We start from the raw sequence: 22,907 nt of genomic DNA on the forward strand, positions 1-22,907 counted from the left end.
TCGCTCAGGATAAACTCCGGCTGGAGTATTTTTTAAATTATACTTTCAATTACTTTTTGATTCCGGATCGAGTCCGGAATGACAATTACAAGTTTTTTAAAGCTTCAATTAAAATCTTGTTTTCTTCATCGGTACCCACGGTAAATCTAAGTGTGTTTTCGCATAAAGGCTGGGTACTACGATTTCGGATCACAATCCCTTTTTCGAGCAATTGATTATACCGTTTACTGGCGTTATCAACCTTTACCAAAATAAAATTTGCGTCACTTTCATAAATTTCATTTACAAAAGATATGTCTCGTAGTGCCTCTGAAAGATTTTTTCTTTCTCTCAAAATCTCAGAAACTTCCAGTTTTATTTGATCTTGATTCACGACACGTTCTAACGCTCGTTTTTGAGTTAACTCATTTACATTGTAAGGAGGTTTTATTTTATTAAGAATATCGATTACTTCTTCTGATCCATAGCATATTCCTAATCGTATTCCTGCAAGCCCGTAGGCCTTTGATAATGTTTGCGTAACTACAAGATTTGGATACTCTTTTATTTTTTTAAGCCAGCTTTCTTTATCTGAAAAATCAATATATGCCTCATCGATCACTACTAACCCATTAAATTCTTTTAAAATCTGTGTTATATTCTTGATGGAAAAAGAGTTCCCGGTTGGATTGTTTGGTGAGCACAGAAAAATAATTTTAGTATTTTGATTTACAGCCTCCAGAACAGCTTCGACATTAGGTTGGAAACTTTTGGTTAATAAAACTTCCTGTTCGGCTACGTTATTAATATTTGCCAACACTTTATACATTCCGTATGTTGGTGGCAACGTGATTATATTATCAATTTTTGGTTCGCAAAAAGCTCTGAAAATAAGATCCAGTACTTCATCACTTCCATTGCCTAATAATACATTATTTATTGAAACTCCTTTTTGTTCTGCTAAAACCTTTTTAAGATTTCTTTGTTGCGGATCCGGATATCTATTTACGCCATTTTCAAATGGGTTCTCATTGGCATCCAGAAAAATCATTTTTGATCCATCGCTTACATACTCATCCCGAGCAGATGAATATGGCTTTAGCCTTAATATACTTTCTCTGGCTAATTGTTTTATGTCGAATTGTTTTGTTTTCATAAATTCAAGTCATCCTGAACTCGTTTCAGGATCTTATTACTTTAGATTTCCAATGTTTCAAGTTCAAGGTGACGCAACAAGATTATTTTAAACTTTCTAATCTCAAGGTTACCGCATTTTTATGTGCTTGCAAACCTTCTGCGGCTGCCATAAGTTCTATAGCGTTGCCGATATTTTGGATTCCTTTTTCTGATATCTTCTGAAATGTCATTGATTTCATAAAACTATCCAGATTGACACCGCTGTACTGTTTTGCGTATCCATTTGTTGGTAGTGTATGATTTGTACCTGAAGCATAATCTCCTGCACTCTCAGGAGTGTAGTTTCCTATAAAAACTGATCCTGCATTTGCTATATTTTCAACATAAAAATCTTCATTAGCTACACAAACAATAAAGTGTTCAGGACCATATTCATTTATTATTTCTAAAGCTTCCTGATCATTTTCTACATAAATAAGCTTTGAATTTGCTATCGCAGCCGTTGCAATTTCTTTTCTAGGTAAGGCCAAAAGTTGCTTTTCTACCTCTTTTTCGACCGTATCGATCAGTTCTTTTGATGTAGAGACCAAAATCACCTGACTATCTTTGCCATGTTCTGCCTGACTTAACAAATCTGAAGCTACAAAAGCAGCATTGGCCGTATCATCTGCAACGACTAATAATTCACTAGGTCCCGCTGGCATATCAATGGCTACCCCAAATTTGGTTGCTAATTGTTTTGCTACAGTAACAAATTGATTTCCGGGTCCAAATATTTTGTATACTTGCGGAATGCTTTCTGTACCAAAAGTCATCGCAGCTATTGCCTGAATACCTCCTACCTTACAAATTCTTGTGACACCGCAAAGATTTGCTGTATACAAAATAGCCGGATCGATGTTTCCTTCTTTATTTGGTGGCGAGCATAAAACAATTTCTTTACAGCCTGCCAAATTAGCCGGTACAGCCAACATAAGAATGGTAGAAAACAAGGGTGCAGTCCCCCCAGGGATGTATAAACCTACTTTTTGAATTGGTCTTTTTTCCTGCCAGCAAGAAACCCCATTTGTAGTTTCAACAAAAATTTTATCGGTTTTCTGAGCAGCATGGAACTTTTCAATATTCGACTTTGCAATACGTATCGCCTTTTTTAACTCCTCACTTATTAGTTTAGATGCTTCTTCAATCTCATTTTGAGAAACCAAAATGTTCTTAAGAGTTACCTTGTCAAACTTTTTGGTGTAGCGCTTAACGGCAAAATCTCCTTCAGTTTTAATTTCATTGAAAACCGATAATACAGTTTCTTCAATATCGGCGACCGTTTGGGTTGGCCTTTCCAATAATTTTGACCAGGTATCCTTTTTGGGATTATATATCTTTTTCATTCTCTTTTTATCATTAAAATTACAACACCATTTTCTCAATAGGACAAACCAAAATTCCCTCGGCGCCTTCTGCTTTTAATTCATCCAAAATATCCCAAAATTTATTCTTTTCTACGACTGTATGGATAGAACTCCACCCTTTTTCTGCCAATGGTAAAACTGTTGGGCTTCTCATCCCTGGAAGTATTTTTACAATATCCTCGATCTTATCATTTGGAGCATTAAGCAGTACATATTTAGAATTACGAGCTTTTAACACTGCTTTGATCCTGAACTGAAGTTTCTCAAGGAGTTTTTTGTTTTCTTCTGAAATCTTTGGAGAGACCGCAAGTACAGCTTCTGAAGTAAGCATTACTTCTACTTCTTTTAGATTATTCTTAAACAACGTACTCCCACTGGAAACTATATCACAGATAGCATCTGCCAATCCAATATTTGGTGCAATCTCTACAGATCCTGAAATTTGGTGTAACTCTGCCGAAATTCCTTGTCGATCCAAATATTCATTTACTGTGTTAGGATACGAAGTGGCTATTCTTTTCCCATCGAGATCATCAATCGAGTTGTATTCAAAATCTTTTGGTACTGCCAGGGAAACTTTACACTTAGAAAAGTTAAGTCGCTCTGCAATAGAGATATCTTTCCCTTTTTCGATAAGTACATTTTCACCAATAATTGCAATATCCACTACACCATCTCTAAGATATTGAGGAATATCACCATTGCGTAAAAACATAACCTCCATTGGAAAATTTCTGGTTTGAGCTTTTAATTGATCTTTTCCATTATCAATAGAGATACCACAGTCCTTTAGAATTTTTACAGAATCTTCATTAAGACGACCGCTTTTTTGTATAGCAATTTTAATTTTTGACATGTTATTTTTTGTTGTTGAGTCTGATCCATTCAAACAGGTCCAATTGAAACAAAAAACCCGTTTGAGTATCTCAAACGGGTTATAAATTATAGTTGTATTATACACATACCAAACTTACCACGCCTGAGCGAAAATATAAGAATGATGATGATGTATAAATAAAGTTCTCATTGGATTTTTTAATACACTGCGAATTTATAAAAAATTTTTTTTTGAAACGCATTTCATCTTAACTTTTTGCAATTAATCTTTTTTTCTAGATAAATTTTTAGAATTTGAATCTTATAATGATTTGATTATAAATGATTTTCATAACTTTAAGTAACTAACACTAATCATTGCTATATGAAAAACTTTATCTCTTTACTCATTTTCTTATTGTTTGCATGGTTGGGATTGTGGTGGTATTATTCTTGCAATTGGTGTGCAAAAAATATAGATGAAGAGACTACTATAGTTAAAGGAAAATCAAATCCAGACGCTAAGACTCTCGCCAAAAAAGCATACGAAGATAGCATTGCAAAAACTGGTAAAATTACCGCTGGATTAGTTGTGAAAGGTAGTAGTAATCAAGAATTATTCTCATTCTCTGATAATTTTCGGATTAATCAAAACAATGCAGATGTGTTTATTCCTGATTCTTTAGCCGAGTTTAAAGATCATATTATAGATTATTTAGGTCAATATCAAAACCAAGAACTGATCATTTCAGGCTATGAAAGTCTTTCAGAAAAGGAAAATCAATCCGGCTTTGGATTATCTAGAGCTAATACTATAAAGGATATTCTTATTAATTCTGGAGTTAATCCCAATCGCATTGTTTCCAAAGCTTATACAAACGATTTTAAGTACAATAGTGATGGTAAATATCAAGGCGGAATTTTATTGAACTTCAAAACCCTGGATACATCTCGAATAGAAGAGATAGAAAAAAGTGTCGCCAATAGAACACTATACTCTAGTTTTGGCCAAAAAACTTTTAAACCAGACCCTATGTTAGTGAATTATGTTTTAGAGCTTAAAAATTACCTTTCAAAATATCCTAATAAAAAAATCCAGATCATTGGTCACACTGATGATATTGGAGAAGAAGAAGCTAATCTATGGTATGGGCAAGAAAGAGCAATTCACGTTAAAAACTATTTTATTTCCCAAGGTATAAAGAACAATAAGATTATTGCCTTATCGCGTGGAGAGTCAAGTCCACTGGTTCCAAATAATAGTGAAGAAAACAGAGCAAAAAACAGAAGAATAGAAATAACGGTAAACTAAACAAAATACAATTATGTTAGATTTTTTAAATGAAGCAAATTGGTGGTGTCTATTATTATTATTAATTCTAGTTTTTTTACTAGGATGGTTCTTATCAAAATGGACACTCAAGAATAAATATAAGTCAGAGCTTGAAGAATGTAATAGAGAGAACACGCGATTACGAAATACGGGAAATGCAAAAGCAAAAACTATCTTCTCTTCTCCTTCTGTTTCTGATGACCAACAACCTGGTAATAAAATCAAAGCAATAAAAACCAGAGATCATGGCGGTATAGCAGTAACCAATAATGATATTACTGAAAAAGAAGCTCCCACATTGAATTTTGATAGTTTTGGTAAGGCTGATGCTTCTCAGAAGGATGACTTAAAGTTAATAAGCGGGGTTGGCCCTTTTATCGAGGAAAAATTAAATGGGATTGGCATTTTTACTTTTGATCAAATAAGCCGATTTACAAAAGAAGACATTGATACAGTTACTGAATTGATTAAGTTCTTTCCAGGACGTATAGAAAGGGATCAATGGACAAAACAAGCTAACAAGCTTAAAGATCAAAAATAGAAATGCTTATTAACTATATTTAAAAAAGAAAGCCGGACCTCGAGGTCCGGCTTTCTTTTTTAAATAACTGTTGAAAACAACATTATAATAAATAGCAGCATTTTATATCTTATTTTACAATAAATCGCTTCATAATAGGCTTACTGTTTTCTATTTTCAACTCCATTATATAGGAGCCGTTGGATAACTCCTGAATGTTAATACCATTATCAGAAACAACACCAATTCCTACAACCTGTCCAACTACATTGTAAATTTGGTAATTGATTATGGATGTAATTTTAGAGCTAATGTAAATTGTACTTCCTGGCACCGGGTTTGGATATAAACTTAGCTCAAAAAGATCTTGTTCCTGACTATCTAAAGTAAGGTCAGATAGATTACTATTTACTGCCGTTAAATTGGTAGTAGTTAAAGAAATATTATCTACAGCCATATCCCCTTGCCATGAGTTTCCTGAAGTTCCAACAAAACGCAACTGTAAAGAGTTTCCTATATATGAAGAAAGATCAATATTTGTGGCATTCCATGCACTTCCTTGATTACCTGACCTACTCCATATTTGAGACCATGAACTACCATTATCGTTACTCGCTTCTAATTTAAGCTCGCCCACAGCATTACCTGTCATTTGATAGTTAAAAGCAAAGACTGCGGAAGAAGCACTACTCAAATTAAAACATGGAGAGTTCAAAATTGTTGTCTTACTTGGATTATTTGGGTTAGAGGTTTCTACATACACATAGAAACTTCCTTGTTGCGCAGCAGATGGCCCAGTATTGCTAGATGGTGTACTTCCTGATTGACGAATCCAATCGAAATCATCTGCAGATTCTTGACTCCAGCTTCCTAAACCACTTTCAAAACTTTCTCCATACGGAAATGAAGTTATACCGCCAGAACATCCTGTAACACCACCAGGTGCAGCACCAGTAGTAAGTGCAACAGTATCTATAGCCATATCCCCTGACCAAGAATTTCCTGAAGTACCTACAAACCTAAATTGAACGGTGCCTCCTGTATAACTTGCTAAATCTACTTCTGCACTATTCCAAGAGGTACCTTGATTACCTGATCGGCTCCAAATCTCTATCCAAGTACTTCCGTTATTATTGCTTGCTTCTAATTTCAAATTCCCCACAGCTGTACCTGTCATTTGATATCTAAAGGCAAAATTTGCTAACGTTTCACCGTTTAAATCAAAGCAAGGAGAATTCAGTATAGACGACTTGTTTGGATTATTTGGATTGGATGTTTCCACGTAAACATAGAAGCTTCCTTGATCTGCTCCAGAAGGTCCTGTACCATTTGATGGTGTTACGCCGGATTGACGAATCCAGTCAAAATCGTCTCCCGATCCTTGTGTCCAACCTGCAAAACCATTTTCAAATCCTTCGGTATAAGGAAAGGACGTAATTCCTCCAGAACATCCTGTGTTTCCTCCCACAGTACTGGTAGTTACATTAATAGTATTGCTATTTCCCGATATATTACCTGCAGCATCTTTAGCTCTTATAAAAAACGAATATGAAGTATTTGCCGTCAATCCAGTAATGCTGCTTGTTGTACCTGCAATTGTACCAAGTAATGCATTATCGAGATATATATCATACCCAGACACTCCCACATTATCGGTAGCTGCAGTCCAACTTAAATCAATAGTCGTCTGTGTAATATTTGAAGCAATAAGATTAGTAGGCGCTGAAGGTGCTTGATCGTCAGCCACTATGTTTGCTGTAAATGATCCTGTAAATACTCCACGCCCATAAGTAGAAGCGATAATTTTATTGTTATTATCATTTCCGTTAATCGCCCAATAGTCAAACGAAGTCACACTTGCATCACTCATTCCATTATATGATTGAGTCCAATTAGGATTAGGAGTATTAAAGTTTTTAGATACCCAAACCCCTAATTGCGTAGCCAGAATTACTTCATTTCTATCCAAAGGATTCTGAAGAATATCTCTAACAGGGATATCGGGAAGATCTCCTTCTTTATTTACCCAACTAGCACCAGCATCAGAAGAAAACCATACGCTGGTTACACCGTAATTATGAATAGTCACCATAATGTCGTTTGCTGTAGCTCCCATTCTAACCGAAGAAACAGACCCAACAAATGGTGTAGTAATTTCTGTCCATGTAGCAGTACCAAGACCTACATTAGTAAGTCTTAGTAAACCTCCCCCAGCGGTACCAACATACCAAGTGTTGTTGGCAAAAGGTGAGGCAATAAAAGCAGTTGGTTTGCTAGTTAACGCTGCATTTGTAATATTAGCATTACTATTTGCTGCAACATTAATAGTTTTTACGGCAAAACTTCCTCCCGAAGAAGCATTGGATAATAAATAATTGGCATCACTATCATACCCCATTTGGTTTACGAAATCACCGGTTGTAGCTTCACTAACAAGCGTAGTTGCTCCTCCCTGTCTCCTTCCTCTTCCATCCCATGGCAAACTGAATCTATAAATACGATTGTTGGTAAAAGTTGCAGTCATATATTGACCGTCTTTATCTACAAAGGTATAGAACCCATCTCCATCAGATAATTCTTCAGAACCATTTATTCCTGGCACTGTATTTCTAAATGCTTGAGAACCGTTGTCTTGTGCTCCGGCAGTAAAAATCCCGTTGGTATCTCCAACACCATTTGGCCCTATTCCTGCTTTAACGTACTGTGTAACATTGTAGTTGTTATTTCTAGCTCCAAAAACACTTGAAGTCGAAGCGCTTGAAAGATTCGACGCATAGAAAACTCCTCCATCATTACCAAAAATCGCTTGATTTGAGTTTCCTGGCCTAAATGTCATTGCATGTTGATCAGCATGGACAAAAGAAACCGGTAGTCCTGCCAATCCAGAATTATTTGACCACTTTGAAATCTGACTCCAAGAATTTCCTCCGTTTGTAGTTCTGAAAAGATCAATACCACCAACATATACAATATTGTCATTTGTAGGATCAGCTTCTATCATTAAATCATAAAATGATTGTCCTCGGGTGAAATCATTAGCAGGAATCCCTGCATCTGCATCATTTGGTAAAGTAGTTTCAGTAACTGTTGTAAACTTATCAGTAGTTCGATAAATGTGTACTGGAGCAGTAGATCCTTGAGTAAGTGCGTACATTTTGTTCGAATTTGTAGAAGAAACTTCTAGTTCTACCCTGTTTGAGTCGACTAATGGTGAAGCTGTTGCTTCTGTCCAGGTGCTTCCGTTGGTAGAGCTGAATACTCTCCCTCCTCCATTCCCTCCGATTCCAGGAGTTGTAATGGTTCCCATCCATAAAGTATTATCTGCACCAATCTCAAAATCGTTTGGAATGTAATAGTAATTTTTACCACTAAAATCAAAAGCCAGATTTGCAGTTTCTATTCTATTCCAGGTATTTCCATTATCAATGGATCTATATAATCCAGCAGTTTGTAAACCCAACCAGTTTGAAGGGCTTGAAGCATCACCATAAACGTGCGCCCCAATACCAACAAATAATTCTGTACGATTTTGAGTGGTGTTATTCCAAGCTGCAATATCATTGACATAGAAAAGACCTGATAAAAATAGATTACTTGCATTAAAATTAAATGAGGCATCCCCTGCAGCTGGAATATTCAATGACTGCCAGCTAGCACCACCATCAGTAGAACGATAAATACCATTACCCACTACATCTCCCGCCGTGTATTGTTCACCAGTACCAACATACCAAGTATTAGAATTTCTTGGATCGACTGTTATCGAAGTAACCGAAAGATTTCCAGGAACATTTTGAACCCTACTCCATTGCGAAGTAGAAGAAGTAATATCATTATTTACCCATAAACCACCACTAACACCTCCAGCATATACTCTTCTATTGGTAGCATCATTAGGATCAAACAAGATAGCTCTGGTGCGGCCACCAATATCATTTGGACCTCTTTCTACCCAAGGATTGTTAATATCATCTCCGGGAGCCCTTTTCGAAAACTTCTGCTTTAATTGTTTCTGAAGTTTATAAATATTTTCTGGATGTGTCTTTCCTGAATTGGGATTTATAGTTAACTCCCACATTTGTTCAAAATATCTGTTTGGCGGAAGCCCTTGAGCCTTTCTTTCTTTTTTTGAAAGTTTTAAAGTCTCTTTAAACGGACTATTTTTCAAATATTCAGCATGTTTTTTTCGTAGGTTGACAATTTCTTGCTTATTATTATGTTTTTTGTTTTCTTGTTTTTTGGAAGGGTTTAATAAGTAAACAGACAACGTAATAAAGCCTAAGCCCAGTATTAAAGGGCGAATAAATCTTCTTTTCATGTATATAAATTGAGTTTGAGGGCTAAAAATATGTTTTTTACATTTATTAACCTAATTTTAACATTTCAACAACTGTTTTTTAACATATATAATAAAAAATAGATGAAATCTCTCCCTTGTACTCTGTTTTTATGAAAAAAAGAAAAACCGTTCATAGAATTCTATAAACGGTTTTTTACAGATTATTAAATCTTTTAATCTATTGATTACCCAGGATTAGTGGCATTCCATCTTTTCCTGAACCAATTACTATCACTTTCGCATTGGGAGATTTTGACAACTCCAGGGTAGCTTGTATTCCTTTTTCCGTTAGAATTTTATCAGTTAATGAAGCACTAAGAATCTGGTTAGCTACAGCTTTACCTTCTGCATCAATTTTTTGTCTTTCTGCCTCTTTGCTTGCCTTTTCTAACCTAAATTCGTATTCTAAAGACTCTTGCTCTTGTCTAAGTTTTCGTTCAATTGCTTCCTTAATAGTTGGAGGTAACGTAACATCACGCACAAGAACTTCATTGAGTTGAATAAATTGACCTGCTACGATTTTTTTAGTTTCTTCAAAAATTTCTTGTTGTATAGCATCTCGTTTACTAGAATATAACTGTTCTGGAGTATATCTACCTACTACACTACGTGCGGCAGATCGTATCGTTGGTAACAAAACCCTTTCAACATAATTCTCTCCTTTTTGCTGATGAAGTAAACCTAGCTTATTGTAATCTGGTTGAAACCATGCAGATGCATCTAGTTTAATTTCTAATCCGTTAGAAGAAAGTACTTGCATTTTTTCAAAAACCTCTTGTTGCCTCACCTCATAAACGATGACCTTGTTCCATGGTGCAACAATATGAAAACCTTCACCCAAGGGAGGTTCATCGGTAACAACTCCGCCTCCAAAGGTTTTATAAAGTACTCCTGCCTCTCCTGAGCCGATAGTTTCTGTAGATTTTGAAATAAAAACAATTACTAAAACAATTGCGATAAGAATTGGTAATCCTATTTTTGGTAATTTTTCCATATTAATTTGTGTTTATAATTTTATATTAGTCCGTTATACTTTCTTGCAAACCATTCTATTGTAAGTAATAAAATCACTATTGCCAAAAGATATTTCCAGTCTATTAAAGATACCACATTTTCTTTGCTCTTTTGAATAACCTGGTATCGTTGATCTGCCAATAAGTTGTTAATTAACGAATCGTTTTGATTAAAATAGTAGGGCTTGCCTTTTGTAGTAGTAGCGACTTGCTTAAGTTTTGTTACATCTGCATTAAGAAACTGTTGTTCTACATCGTATTCAAGTACTGTAAAACTCCCTGATTTTGAAATATTTTCACCTATGACCGTAACTGTAAAGTCATAATTACCAGCATCTAAGTTACTCAAATCTACGTCATATGAATTATTTTTTAATAACATAGGAATAGTTTGAATAGCCTCAGTCTCCTTATTTTTAATTGATATTCTTAAATTTCCTCTACGATCAAACTCATAATTTTTAGTGAAATATTCTGCTTTGATCTTAATATTAGAGTTTCCATAATAAAATGACTCAGAAATTGTATTGAGTCGACTTTTTCGTTTACTTGATGCAAGATATTGAATTATCTTCCCCAAAAAATCATCAAAACTCTCAAAATTCTTTTCATCCAAATAATTTTGTGCGCGCCAGCGCCATACGCCCTCTCCCAACAGTAATGCTTCTCTAATACCCTCTTGTTCTATGGTGAGCAAGAGGGGTTCTTGAGTTTCTATATTACTTATAGTACGATACAGCAGTGGATCATAATTTGTATTTATCCTAATCTCACCAAAAGTACCGATTAACGGAGGATAATTCTGAAAACCAATATCATTAAATAAAAAAGCCCCATAATTACTATTAAATCTTGGGAGGTAATATTCTGTTTGTCTTGTGATTTCTTGAGTATACTTAGCCTGTACACGATTAAGAAAAATCCAATCTGTCTTAGATCCCGTTATTGTAAAATAATTTTTTCTAAGTGTATTTAGTTCTTCATATAACTTTGTAAACCTCGAATTTGGCTGATAAATAATAATCATTTGATAATCTTCTATACCTACTATTTCTGAGGGTTTAGCTATTGTCAGGTTTCGTCTTTCATTACTCTCAATACTTTTTTTAATCGCGCCTAAGTCGGGGTGAATAATATCGCTGACTACTAATACACTAGTTTTTTGGTCTAATACCTCCACCGCAAATGCTTTATTATTATTCACTGTATTCTTTTCGTTGCTTACAGGAACTAATCTAGCGTTATATTGAACCACCCCCGGACTACTTGCCGGTAAAGTAAGATTAACTATTCTAGAATTCTCCTCGCCAGAGAAAGAAATTTCTTTAGAATAAATCGTGAGGTTTCCTGATCTTATTTCAAATCTGGTATTTATATTTTGATCTCCAGAATATGTGAGAATAGCTTCTACAGGAAATCTGTTCTTTAGATAAGCATAGCGATTCACGTTTAGCTGCTGAATCTTGGTGTCAGTCATTATCGTTGAATCACCAGTAATAACAGGAAAAACTTGTTGCTTAAATCTATTACTACTAAACTGATAATCTCTACCATAAGTTTGATTTCCATCGGTTATTAATAAAATAGGCGCAACCGCATTCTTATAAATCTGATCAATATCTTCTAATACTTTAGCAATATTGGTTTGTTTTTGATCAAAAGAAAGGCTCAAAGAATCATTTAGATCTTCAGCAAAAGAGTAATAATTAACATCAAATCTCTCCTTAAGTTTATCACTATTCTTTATCTTATCAATAAATTGAACAACATTTTGGTCTTGTTCGAGATGCTTTATCGAAGCAGAATTATCAACAGCAACAACCAAAGTAGGCTTTTCTAAAAAATACGTATTTTTTTTAAAAGTTGGATTGATCAATAGCACAAGTAGAGCAAAAACACTTAAAAAACGTAAAAAAGCAAAGAACAAACTTTTCCTTTGCCTGTTCTTTGCTCTATATAAATATTGATAAAACGCTACGATCAATGCGATTATAAAAGCTGTTATTATCAATAAAATAGTTTGCGTCTGCATTTATAATAGTTACGATTTACGGTGTTCAGCGTGCGACTTCAGGTTCAAGATTAATTTTCCAAATTCGTAAATCCAAAACCTCAAATCGTCATTTAGGTGAGCATTCCTCCGTCTACATTCAATACTTGTCCGGTTACATATGTACTTAAATCGGATGCCAGATATAAACAAGCATTAGCAATATCTTCTGGCGTGCCTCCTCTTTTAAGTGGAATCGCATTGCGCCATCCATCTACTACTTTTTCATCAAGTTGAGCAGTCATTTCAGTTTCAATAAAGCCTGGTGCGACTACATTACTCCTTATATTTCTTGAGCCAAGCTCTAAAGCAACAGATTTTGAAAAACCAATGATACCCGCCTTGGAGGCAGCATAATTTGCTTGCCCTGCATTACCCTTAATACCAACCACAGAACTCATATTAATAATACTTCCTTTTCTCTGTTTAAGCATGGTGCGTTGTACAGCTTTGGTCATGTTAAATACACTCTTAAGATTTACCTCTATCACTTTATCAAAGTCTTCTTCTCCCATACGCATCAAAAGATTATCTTTGGTAATACCCGCATTATTTACTAAAACATCTATACTCGCGAAGTCTTCTAACACTTGTTTGACGAGTTCTTGTGCCTGATCATAATCGGCAGCATTACTTTGATACCCTCTCGCCTTGATTCCCAAATCGTTTAGTTCTTTTTCCAATTGCTCTGCTGCTTCTACAGAAGAACTGTAAGTGAATGCAATATTAGCTCCGTTCTGAGCAAAAACTTCTGCGATTCCTTTACCAATACCTCGTGTCGCCCCCGTTATAATGGCTGTTTTACCTTGTAAGAGATTCATTAGATCTATTATTTTGTGTTTGTATATTGTAATTCAAATATAAGCATTACAGGGAGGTGACCAACAATAAACCCTGTGATTTCTCACAGGGTTTAGTAATAAATTATGTTTTAAGTTTTTACAACTTCACATCCTCATTTTTCTTTTCATAGTTAAACAGATAGTCAATATCCATTTCTCTAACTACGCCTAATTTGGATAAAGCTTTCATGTCGACGTCCTTTTTATTGCCGATCACTAACACGTTGTAATTTTCACCTTTAATATTTTGGTCAAAAAATGTCTTAAGGTCTGCCAATGTCATATCCTTAATTGTATTGTACATTTCTTCTCTGTTGTCATAATCAATTCCTCTTTTCTTTAGGTTTTCGTAGGACCAGAAAATATTTGATTTTGTAATACGTTTAGCTGCAATTTTTTTTAACGTAGCCTCTTTTGCCTGATTAAATTGTTGCTCTGCCTCTGGCATATTGGTCATCAAATCCATCATGGCATCTACAGCTTCTGGCATTTTATTTGCCTGTGTACCTATGTAGGCATAAATATAATTCGACTTTCCCTTTTCGCTTGCATTACTATATTGCGAAAAAGCAGAATACGCTAATGATTTTGATTCTCTAATTTCCTGAAAAACGATCGAAGATAAACCGCTACCAAAATAAGTATTAAACAAACTGGAAGCAGCTAATTTTTTAGGATCAAATTCTGCACCCTTTGCCAAGAATAACATTTCACTTTGAACCATATCGTAATCTACAAAGTAAACATTACCTCCTGTTTCTTTTTCTACATACGCTGTTTTCTCAGGATATTCCTTCAAATCTGCACTTACTTTATGATTCTTATCTAGTGAAGCAATAGCTTCATCTATATCTTTCCCATAGTAAAAAATACGTTGCTTGTAGTTAAGAAGATCTTTCACAATATCAACCAACTCTTGCGGATTAATAGCTTTCATTTCTGCAATAGTATAGATATTTCTAAGTCTTGAGTTTTCTCCGTATTTACCATAACTCATCAATCCATTCCACATGATATTGCCCTTTTGAGTTTTTCCGTCTGCTCTTCCTTTATCTATTTTTTGAATGTACTTATTATAGGTATCCTGATCTGCAACAGCATTTTGAACTAAATGTTCTAATAACACCAAACCTTGATCCATATTCTCTTTTAGACCAGAGAGACTCAATTGTGTTCTGTCTGCAGAAGAAGCAACTGAATAATTGATTCCTAATTTATAGAATTCTTTTTTAAGCTCTTCGGGAGAGTATTTATCTGTTCCCAGATAATCCAAATAACCTGCAGCCAAGGATAATTTTTTATCATGATCCAGACCCATATCCAGAATGATACTTAGATTGAATAAATCATTAGTTTCATTTTCAATATAAGATATGGGAATTCCGTTGGCCATTTTTGTTTCTTTGATAGCCGATTTATAATCCACAAATTTAGGTTGCAATGGTTGAGATTCTAATTTCTTAAACTCCTTGATAAATTCTGATTCCTTATCTCTGTTTAACTCAACCGGAGTAATACCAGGGTTTTCTACTTTTACAATGTTTTTATCCTCTCCTTTAATCTTATGGACTTCTACGTAGTTATTACCATAATGGATATTAGCAAAATCAATAATATCTTGTTTGGTAATCTCCTTCATTTCGTCTAACATTGTTAAGCGATCCTTCCAGTCCTCGAAATGGATAAACGCATCTAGATATGCATAAGCAGTTGCGCTAGCATTTTCAAACTGACGCACTCTGGATAACTTTAAATCGTTCACAACAGCATCTGTAAGCCAATCATCAAACTCACCCTTCTTTATTTTTTCTATTTCATTTAGGAGTAGCTCTTTTACTTCATCTAATGTCTGATCTGCCTTTGGCATTCCGAAAAGGATATGAAATCCATAGTCTTTATTAAAGTTGGTAAAGGAAGATGCCTGCTGTACCTTTTGTTGTTGATTTAAGTTTAAATCTATTAATCCAGCTTGAGAATTGGCCAACATATAATCTATAAGGGTGACCATTTTTTCCTCTTCAGAACCAAAGCCATCTGTTCTAAATGCCACATATACAGACTCTGCTGTTGGGCCATAAACTTCTTTTTTTACAGGTGCTGTAATCGGTTCTTCTTCTGGAAATTCAGGATATGTGATTTCTTTTTTCTTATATTTTCCAAAAGCTTCATTCACTTTTTTAATAGTCGCATCAAAATCAATATCTCCGACCAAAATTACCGCCATGTTATTTGGTACATAGTATTTATCAAAATAGGCATGAATAGCTTCCATTGAAGGGTTTTTTAAATGCTCTGATTTACCAATGGTTGATTGTGTGCCATAGGGATGTGTTGGGAACAATCCTTCTAAAACTGCAAAATATTGTTTACGTCCATCACTATCTTGTCCGCGATTAAATTCTTCGTAAACCGCCTCTAGTTCTGTATGAAAAAGACGGAGTACCAGTTGACTAAAACGTTCACTCTCTACGGTAAGCCATTTGTTTAACTCGTTTGATGGAATCTTATTTACATAAACCGTTTGTTCATTCGAGGTAAACGCGTTCGTCCCTTCTGAGCCTAATGAATTTACTAACTTATCGTATTCGTTGGCAATTGATAATTTTGAAGCTTCTTGAGAAACTTCGTCAATCTTTTTATAAATTTCTTTTTTCTTTTCGGGATCAGTTTCTTTTTTATGCTGTTCATACAAATCAGAAATTTCTTTGATCAGCTTGTTCTCTTTTTCAAAATCCAGAGTTCCTATCTCATCTGTTCCCTTGAACACCATATGCTCAAGATAATGAGCTAACCCAGTATTATCGGCAGGATCATAAGTTGAACCAGCCTTAACAGCTATTAAGGTCTGAATTTTAGGCTCTTCTTCATTTTTTCCTAAATATACTTTAAGTCCGTTATCTAATGTATACAATCTCAAACCTGTTGGGTCATTGGTAACAGTTTCATACGTAAAACCTGCTGCATCTGTATGCTGCTCAACACTAATTTCTTGTGCTTTGCCGGTCTCTAATGATGAATCTTTACAATTGCTAAGAACAGTTATTAACAGCAATAGTAAAGCCGATTTAAAAATCTTCATAGATTTATTTTAATTTTAGTTTACAATATTCTAAAGGACGCAAAATAGGTAATTCTGTTACAATATTGGCAATTACCTTATTTTAGAAAAAAGAAGAACCTTTCGATACTAAGGGTCGAAAGGTCTTATACGAAATTAAATGAGCTACTCTTAAGTAAGTACCTCTGCTACTTTTTTACCTATTTCTGCTGGAGAATCCACTACATGTATACCACATTCTCTCATGATCGCTTTTTTGGCCGCTGCAGTATCTTCACTACCACCAACGATTGCTCCTGCATGCCCCATAGTACGACCTGCAGGCGCTGTTTCACCAGCAATAAATCCTACAACAGGTTTTGAAGTACCGCTTTGCTTGATCCAGCGTGCTGCGTCTGCTTCTAATTGCCCTCCTATTTCTCCAATCATGACAACACATTCAGTTTCTGGATCATTAATCAATAACTCTACTGCTTCTTTAGTTGTAGTACCAATAATTGGGTCTCCACCAATACCTATTGCAGTAGTAATACCTAATCCTTGTTTTACTACCTGATCTGCCGCCTCATAGGTAAGTGTCCCAGATTTTGAAACTATACCCACTTTTCCTTTTTTAAATACAAAACCAGGCATAATACCAACTTTTGCCTCTCCTGGGGTAATAACTCCTGGACAATTAGGCCCTATTAGTTTACAATTTTTGTCTTTAATATAATTTGCAGCGGTAATCATATCAGCAACAGGAATACCTTCTGTAATGGTTATGATAACTTTTATTCCTGCATCAGCAGCTTCCATTATTGCGTCTGCAGCAAATGCTGGTGGTACAAAAATGATTGTAGTGTCTGCCTGCACTTCTCTAACTGCATCTTCTACGGTATTGAAAACAGGCTTATCCAGATGAGTTTGTCCTCCTTTTCCGGGAGTAACTCCACCAACAACATTGGTCCCGTATTCGATCATTTGACCGGCATGAAAGGTACCTTCGCTACCTGTAAAACCTTGAACAATAATTTTTGAATCTTTATTAACTAAAACACTCATTGCGTTATGATTTTTTTATTTCTTTTTTAAAGCTCCAAAAGTAAGCTTTTGGATACTATAGTTAAAATGAAAAGCAAAAAATAATTTTTATTTTTCTTTAGAATACTACTGCTTATATAGGAAAGACAAAATTGAATGTAAGTCCTTATCAATACCAGAATCAATTTTGTCTTATTATTTTGAAATAAAGGACATCATACTTTCTGGAGTATTATCTCCTTGTTGACTTATTTGATATCCTTTATATAATTTACCATCTTTAAGTTCCCAAATTGTAATAAAATGGGCAATCGCTTCTTCTTTTTCTGGCGCCTCTATGGTTTTCGCAAAATAGGTATATCGTGCAGTCACCTGATCTCCTTCTGCAATTAGGTGGCTTATTTCGCATCTAAAAGTTTCAAAAGACAAAGCCATTTGACTAAACATGGCTACAATATCTTCAAAACCTTTTTTATTAAAACCAAAACTACTGTTCCAGAATAGTTCAATATCTGGATGCAAATACTTCGAAAAAGCTTCGGAATCATGTATTAAATCTGTTTCATAAAAGGATCTTACAACATCCTTTGCTATATTACTCATTCTTTTTCAATTTTTCTATTAAATCCGGAATCTGTCTGATAGCCGCAATTTCTTTATACTTTTTTCTAAAATCATCTGCAGGTGTTCCAAAATAACTTTTATTTGCTTCTAACGATTTACTCACTCCTGATTGAGCAGAGATAATCGCCTTTTTCCCGATGGTTACATCACTTGTTATTCCTACCTGCCCCCAAATGGTAACTTCGTCCTCTATAATTACACAACCAGCAATCCCCACCTGAGAGGCAATAAGACATTTTTTACCAATCACAGTATCATGACCAATATGAACCTGGTTATCGATCTTTGAACCTTCTTTTATGGTTGTATCTCCAGTCACCCCTTTATCTATGGTGCATAGCGCTCCCAGATCAACATTATCTTGTATAACTACTCTACCGCCGGAAATCAATTTATCAAAACCCTCTGGTCTCTTCTTATAATAAAAGGCATCTCCGCCTAAAACTGTTCCTGAGTGTATGGTCACATTATTACCAATAACCGTATTATCATATATACTTACATTTGCATGTATTAAGCAATGGTCTCCTATAACAACATTATTACCAATAAATGCTCCTGGTTGTATAACCGTATCTTTTCCAATTTTTGCTGTTGAAGAAATTATTGCTTTGGCAGATTCAAAAGGTTTGAAATATGTAGTAAGAGTATTAAAATCCCTAAACGGATCATCTGAAATCAACAATGCTTTTCCCTCTGGACATTCTACATTTTTATTAATTAATATAACAGTAGCTGCACTTTGAAGTGCCTTATCATAATACTTAGGATGATCCACAAACACAATATCTCCAGGAGTGACTACATGAATTTCATTCATTCCTAAAACGGGAAAGTCTGAATCTCCAACAAATTCTGATGATATAATGGTAGCTATCTGTTGTAAAGTGTGTGCTTGAGGAAATTTCATTATAAAAGTTAGGAACGTTAGTTATTCTTTGATTCTCTCTTTGTATGTACCTTTTTCTGTTTCTATTTTGATCTTATCTCCTTCATTAATAAAAAGAGGAACCATCACTTCGGCTCCTGTCTCAACAGTCGCTGGTTTAGTAGCATTTGTTGCAGTATTACCCTTTACACCAGGTTCTGTTGCAGTAACCTCAAGAATAACGCTTGCTGGCATCTCTACAGAAAGTGGCATTTGATCTTCAGAATTTATAATTACAGTTACTACTTCTCCTTCTTTTAATAAACCTGGTGCATCTAGTGTGGATTTTTGTAATGTAATTTGATTATAATCTTCAGTATTCATGAAGTGATACGTATCCCCTTCAGCATATAAATATTGAAATTTATGGGTCTCCACACGCACATCATCAATTTTATGACCTGCCGAAAACGTATTATCTATAACTTTACCAGTGGTTACACTCTTTAATTTTGTGCGTACAAAAGCAGGTCCTTTACCTGGCTTTACATGTAAAAATTCAATTATTTTATATATATCATGGTTATATTTTATACACAATCCATTTCTAATATCACTTGTACTTGCCATTATTTAATATTCTTTTTTCTTAATCTTTATACTCTATTTTTTTCAAGTTTAATTTGAAAAATATCCTTTCATAATACCTCTCTGAGAATTCTTTATAAACTCGAGAACCTCATCGCGTTCTGGAGTTGCTTCCATTTCAGCTTCAATAATTGCCACTGCCTGAGAGTTATTATAGTTTTGTTGATACAATATTCTATATATATTCTGTATTTCTCGAATTTTTTCAGTGGTAAAACCTCTACGTCGAAGTCCGATAGAATTAATTCCTACATAAGACAAAGGCTCCCGTGCAGCTTTAACATATGGAGGAACATCTTTTCTTACTAAAGACCCACCAGTTACAAAAGCATGATTACCAATACTACAAAATTGTTGTACAGCTGCCATACCTGCTAATACTACATAATCACCAACATTTATGTGTCCCGCCAGCGTACTGTTATTAGAAAATATACAATTATCACCAACAATACAATCATGTGCTATGTGGCAGTAGGCCATGATCCAGCAGTTCTTGCCAATTTTGGTCTTCATTCTATCTGCAGTTCCTCTATTTATAGTAACACACTCTCTAATGGTGGTGTTATCACCAATCTCTGTAATAGTATCTTCGTCATTAAATTTCTTATCCTGGGGTGTTGCAGAAATTACTGCTCCAGGAAAAATACTACAATTTTTCCCGATACGTGCACCTTCCATTATAGTCACATTCGAGCCTATCCAAGTTCCCTCTCCTATCACTACATTATTATGAATTGTAGTAAAAGGTTCTATTACAACGTTTTTTGCAATTTTTGCTCCCGGATGAACATATGCTAAAGGTTGATTCATTAGTCTTATTTGTTATTTTGATTTTACTATTTGTGCCATTAGTTCTGCTTCAGTAACTAATTTTCCATTGGCATAGGCAAAGGCCTGCATATGACAAATACCCCTTCGAATTGGTGTTATCAATTCTAATTTAAATATTAAGGTATCACCAGGTAATACTTGTTGCTTAAATTTCACCTTATCTATTTTCATGAAATAAGTAAGATAATTTTCAGGGTCTGGCACTGTACTTAATGCTAGTATTCCTCCTGTTTGTGCCATAGCCTCAACTTGAAGAACTCCCGGCATTACGGGAGCGCCAGGAAAATGACCAACAAAGAAAGGTTCGTTCATAGTTACATTTTTCAATCCAACTACATGATTATCAGACATTTCTAAGATTCTATCCACCAATAAGAAAGGAGGCCTATGCGGAAGCATACCCATAATCTTGTTGATATCCATCAATGGCTCTTTAGAAAGATCAAATTGAGGAACTTTATTACGTTTCTCTATTTTGATAATTTTTGAAAGTTTCTTAGCAAACTGAGTATTCACAAAGTGACCAGGCTTATTGGCTATTACCTTTCCTCTAATTCTTGTCCCTATCAATGCCAAATCACCTACCACATCTAACAATTTATGTCTGGCAGCCTCATTAGGATAGTGTAACGTTAAATTATCTAGAATTCCATTGGGTTTAATCGCTATCGAATCTTTTCCGAAAGCAACCTTTAATTTTTCCATGGTAGAAGGACTAAGTTCTTTGTCTACATATACAATAGCATTGTTTAGGTCTCCTCCTTTTATTAGTCCATGCTCTAGTAACATCTCTAATTCATGTAAAAAACTAAATGTTCTTGCATCAGCTATTTCTTGTTTAAAATCGGAAAGTCTTTTTAATGATGCATTCTGGGTTCCTAAAACTTTGGTGCCAAAATCAACCATGGTAGTAACCTGATATTCATCTGATGGCATTACAATAATTTCACTACCAGATTCTTCATCTGTATAAGAAATAACATCTTTAACAATATATTCTTCTCGTTCTGCTTCTTGTTCTACAATACCTGCCTTTTCTAAAGCCTCTATAAAAAACTTACTGGAGCCATCCATTATGGGAGGCTCTGAAGCATCAAGTTCTATAAGAAGATTATCTATTTCTAAACCAACACAAGCCGCAAGCACATGTTCAGATGTTTGAATACTTACTCCATTTTTCTCTAGATTGGTACCTCTCTGCGTATTGACCACATAATTGGCATCTGCTTCAATTATAGGGTTTCCTTCTAGATCTATTCTACAAAAGGCATAACCATGATTCTCAGGAGCAGGTTTAAAAGTTAATGTTACTTCTTTTCCAGTGTGTAAACCTACTCCAGTAAGTTTCACTTCTTGTTTAATGGTCCTTTGTTTGCTTACAACAACGTCACTCATTATTATTTATCTTTTTCTCTAGTTTATAAACCCTGTCAACTATTTTGGGGAGATTTTTGAAATGAACATAAGATTTATTGTAGTCTGAATATGCCAATGCAGGGGATCCCTGTATTGCTTCCCCATCTTTAATATTTCTTCCAATTCCTGATTGCGCCTGTATCCTCACTTTATCACCAATTATAAGGTGTCCGGCAATACCTACTTGTCCGCCAATTAAGCAATGCTTACCTATCTTGGTAGATCCTGCAATACCTGTTTGAGCAGCAATAGCAGTGTGTTCGCCTATTTCCACATTATGAGCAATTTGTATCTGATTATCAAGCTTTACACCTTTGCGAATAATTGTAGATCCCAATGTTGCTCTATCAATAGTAGTACCTGCACCTACGTCTACATTATCTTCAATAATTACATTACCGGTTTGAGGAACTTTACTGTATTCTCCTTTTTCATTAGGTGTAAATCCGAACCCATCTGCTCCCACTATAGCTCCACTATGGATTACACATCCATTTCCTATGATAGTTTCAGAATATATCTTGGCTCCCGAAAAAACAATTACGTTATCACCCAGGGTAACATTATCTCCTATATACACATTTGGATAAATTTTTGCATTTTCGCCAATTTTCACATTCTCTCCTAAGTAAGAAAATGCCCCAAGATATATATTATTACCGTAAGATGCAGTTTCTGAAATAAAATTCGGTTGTTCAATTCCGTTTTTATTCATTTTTACCATATTATAGTACTCTAATAGCTGAGAAAATGCTTTATAAGCATCATCGACACGTATCAACGTTGTCTTGATATCTGATTCTGCTTCAAAGTTTTTATCTACAATAGTTATCGATGCATCTGTAGAATAAATAAATTGGGTATATTTAGGATTAGACAAAAAGGTTAATGAACCTTCAGTTCCTTCTTCTATTTTAGCTAATTTGGACACCTCGACAGTTTCATCTCCTTCGATTTCACCATCAAGAATACCCGCAATTTGTGTGGCTGTAAAAATCATT

The 22,907-nt window shown here is 34.9% G+C and carries 17 protein-coding genes; 2 read left to right on the plus strand and 15 right to left on the minus strand.

All coding sequences use genetic code 11. The features are described from left to right. Positions 1-85: 85 nt before the first annotated feature. From hisC to hisG, 3 genes are all read right to left on the minus strand, one after another. On the minus strand, positions 86-1,135 hold the full coding sequence (gene hisC / locus ACFSJT_RS00960) for a histidinol-phosphate transaminase (RefSeq protein WP_378318308.1): 1,050 nt from the start codon (positions 1,133-1,135) through the stop codon (positions 86-88). A gap of 82 nt (positions 1,136-1,217) precedes the next feature. Beyond that, positions 1,218-2,501 (minus strand): histidinol dehydrogenase, encoded by a 1,284-nt coding sequence (hisD, locus tag ACFSJT_RS00965; RefSeq protein WP_378318309.1) that lies wholly within the window; start codon positions 2,499-2,501, stop codon positions 1,218-1,220. A 19-nt stretch (positions 2,502-2,520) separates the two neighbouring features. Then, the gene (gene hisG / locus ACFSJT_RS00970) at positions 2,521-3,378 is read right to left on the minus strand and encodes an ATP phosphoribosyltransferase (protein ID WP_378318310.1); all 858 of its coding nucleotides are present in this window, start codon (positions 3,376-3,378) and stop codon (positions 2,521-2,523) included. A gap of 345 nt (positions 3,379-3,723) precedes the next feature. On the opposite strand from hisG, the gene ACFSJT_RS00975 reads away from it, so the two are divergent. Both ACFSJT_RS00975 and ACFSJT_RS00980 read left to right on the plus strand, forming a co-directional pair. Continuing rightward, the gene (locus ACFSJT_RS00975; RefSeq protein WP_378318311.1) at positions 3,724-4,650 is read left to right on the plus strand and encodes an OmpA family protein; all 927 of its coding nucleotides are present in this window, start codon (positions 3,724-3,726) and stop codon (positions 4,648-4,650) included. Between the two features lie 13 nt (positions 4,651-4,663). Then, entirely contained in the window at positions 4,664-5,212 is a 549-nt protein-coding gene (locus ACFSJT_RS00980) for a hypothetical protein (protein WP_378318312.1), read from the plus strand. Positions 5,213-5,321: 109 nt separating this feature from the next. Here ACFSJT_RS00980 and ACFSJT_RS00985 read toward each other — a convergent pair whose 3' ends face one another. The 12 genes from ACFSJT_RS00985 to lpxD all read right to left on the minus strand — a co-directional run bounded on the left by ACFSJT_RS00985 (position 5,322) and on the right by lpxD (position 22,906). Beyond that, positions 5,322-9,509 carry a fibronectin type III domain-containing protein gene (locus tag ACFSJT_RS00985; RefSeq protein WP_378318313.1) on the minus strand — a complete coding sequence of 1,396 codons (4,188 nt, stop codon included), beginning with the start codon at positions 9,507-9,509 and terminating at the stop codon, positions 5,322-5,324. 199 nt (positions 9,510-9,708) lie between these two features. Then, positions 9,709-10,524, minus strand: a complete 816-nt coding sequence (locus ACFSJT_RS00990) for a prohibitin family protein (RefSeq protein ID WP_378318314.1) — start codon at positions 10,522-10,524, stop codon at positions 9,709-9,711. A 20-nt stretch (positions 10,525-10,544) separates the two neighbouring features. Further along, positions 10,545-12,575 carry a VWA domain-containing protein gene (locus ACFSJT_RS00995; protein WP_378318315.1) on the minus strand — a complete coding sequence of 677 codons (2,031 nt, stop codon included), beginning with the start codon at positions 12,573-12,575 and terminating at the stop codon, positions 10,545-10,547. 92 nt (positions 12,576-12,667) lie between these two features. Further along, positions 12,668-13,414 carry a 3-oxoacyl-[acyl-carrier-protein] reductase gene (gene fabG, locus ACFSJT_RS01000; RefSeq protein WP_378318316.1) on the minus strand — a complete coding sequence of 249 codons (747 nt, stop codon included), beginning with the start codon at positions 13,412-13,414 and terminating at the stop codon, positions 12,668-12,670. A 118-nt stretch (positions 13,415-13,532) separates the two neighbouring features. Beyond that, entirely contained in the window at positions 13,533-16,514 is a 2,982-nt protein-coding gene (locus ACFSJT_RS01005) for a M16 family metallopeptidase (RefSeq protein WP_378318317.1), read from the minus strand. 150 nt (positions 16,515-16,664) lie between these two features. After that, a complete protein-coding gene (gene sucD, locus ACFSJT_RS01010) occupies positions 16,665-17,537 on the minus strand; it encodes a succinate--CoA ligase subunit alpha (RefSeq protein ID WP_378318318.1) in 873 nt (290 codons plus the stop codon). A gap of 174 nt (positions 17,538-17,711) precedes the next feature. After that, positions 17,712-18,119: a nuclear transport factor 2 family protein gene (locus tag ACFSJT_RS01015; RefSeq protein WP_378318319.1), complete on the minus strand. Its 408-nt coding sequence runs from the start codon at positions 18,117-18,119 to the stop codon at positions 17,712-17,714. Continuing rightward, entirely contained in the window at positions 18,112-19,050 is a 939-nt protein-coding gene (locus ACFSJT_RS01020; RefSeq protein WP_378318320.1) for a UDP-3-O-(3-hydroxymyristoyl)glucosamine N-acyltransferase, read from the minus strand. The genes ACFSJT_RS01015 and ACFSJT_RS01020 overlap by 8 nt, the downstream gene beginning before the upstream one ends. Positions 19,051-19,071: 21 nt before the next feature. Further along, positions 19,072-19,638, minus strand: coding sequence for an elongation factor P (gene efp / locus ACFSJT_RS01025; protein WP_378318321.1), 567 nt, complete (start codon positions 19,636-19,638; stop codon positions 19,072-19,074). A gap of 48 nt (positions 19,639-19,686) precedes the next feature. After that, a complete protein-coding gene (gene lpxA, locus ACFSJT_RS01030; RefSeq protein ID WP_378318322.1) occupies positions 19,687-20,469 on the minus strand; it encodes an acyl-ACP--UDP-N-acetylglucosamine O-acyltransferase in 783 nt (260 codons plus the stop codon). A 12-nt stretch (positions 20,470-20,481) separates the two neighbouring features. Further along, positions 20,482-21,885: a bifunctional UDP-3-O-[3-hydroxymyristoyl] N-acetylglucosamine deacetylase/3-hydroxyacyl-ACP dehydratase gene (locus ACFSJT_RS01035; RefSeq protein WP_378318323.1), complete on the minus strand. Its 1,404-nt coding sequence runs from the start codon at positions 21,883-21,885 to the stop codon at positions 20,482-20,484. Beyond that, a complete protein-coding gene (gene lpxD, locus ACFSJT_RS01040; RefSeq protein ID WP_378318324.1) occupies positions 21,878-22,906 on the minus strand; it encodes a UDP-3-O-(3-hydroxymyristoyl)glucosamine N-acyltransferase in 1,029 nt (342 codons plus the stop codon). The genes ACFSJT_RS01035 and lpxD overlap by 8 nt, the downstream gene beginning before the upstream one ends. Position 22,907: the final 1 nt, after the last annotated feature.

The organism is Aquimarina celericrescens, from assembly GCF_042682765.1.
Lineage (GTDB): Bacteria > Bacteroidota > Bacteroidia > Flavobacteriales > Flavobacteriaceae > Aquimarina > Aquimarina celericrescens.

Bases quoted from the DNA above. Each gene is read 5' to 3' on its own strand.
- ACFSJT_RS00985 (WP_378318313.1), bottom strand. From the start codon at position 9,509: ATGAAAAGAAGATTTATTCGCCCTTTAATACTGGGCTTAGGCTTTATT.
- fabG (WP_378318316.1), bottom strand. From the start codon at position 13,414: ATGAATCTCTTACAAGGTAAAACAGCCATTATAACGGGGGCGACACGA.
- ACFSJT_RS01005 (WP_378318317.1), bottom strand. From the start codon at position 16,514: ATGAAGATTTTTAAATCGGCTTTACTATTGCTGTTAATAACTGTTCTT.
- ACFSJT_RS01035 (WP_378318323.1), bottom strand. From the start codon at position 21,885: ATGAGTGACGTTGTTGTAAGCAAACAAAGGACCATTAAACAAGAAGTG.
- ACFSJT_RS00980 (WP_378318312.1), top strand. From the start codon at position 4,664: ATGTTAGATTTTTTAAATGAAGCAAATTGGTGGTGTCTATTATTATTA.
- hisD (WP_378318309.1), bottom strand. From the start codon at position 2,501: ATGAAAAAGATATATAATCCCAAAAAGGATACCTGGTCAAAATTATTG.
- ACFSJT_RS00995 (WP_378318315.1), bottom strand. From the start codon at position 12,575: ATGCAGACGCAAACTATTTTATTGATAATAACAGCTTTTATAATCGCA.
- hisC (WP_378318308.1), bottom strand. From the start codon at position 1,135: ATGAAAACAAAACAATTCGACATAAAACAATTAGCCAGAGAAAGTATA.
- hisG (WP_378318310.1), bottom strand. From the start codon at position 3,378: ATGTCAAAAATTAAAATTGCTATACAAAAAAGCGGTCGTCTTAATGAA.
- sucD (WP_378318318.1), bottom strand. From the start codon at position 17,537: ATGAGTGTTTTAGTTAATAAAGATTCAAAAATTATTGTTCAAGGTTTT.
- lpxA (WP_378318322.1), bottom strand. From the start codon at position 20,469: ATGAATCAACCTTTAGCATATGTTCATCCGGGAGCAAAAATTGCAAAA.
- lpxD (WP_378318324.1), bottom strand. From the start codon at position 22,906: ATGATTTTTACAGCCACACAAATTGCGGGTATTCTTGATGGTGAAATC.
- ACFSJT_RS00975 (WP_378318311.1), top strand. From the start codon at position 3,724: ATGAAAAACTTTATCTCTTTACTCATTTTCTTATTGTTTGCATGGTTG.
- efp (WP_378318321.1), bottom strand. From the start codon at position 19,638: ATGGCAAGTACAAGTGATATTAGAAATGGATTGTGTATAAAATATAAC.
- ACFSJT_RS00990 (WP_378318314.1), bottom strand. From the start codon at position 10,524: ATGGAAAAATTACCAAAAATAGGATTACCAATTCTTATCGCAATTGTT.
- ACFSJT_RS01020 (WP_378318320.1), bottom strand. From the start codon at position 19,050: ATGAAATTTCCTCAAGCACACACTTTACAACAGATAGCTACCATTATA.
- ACFSJT_RS01015 (WP_378318319.1), bottom strand. From the start codon at position 18,119: ATGAGTAATATAGCAAAGGATGTTGTAAGATCCTTTTATGAAACAGAT.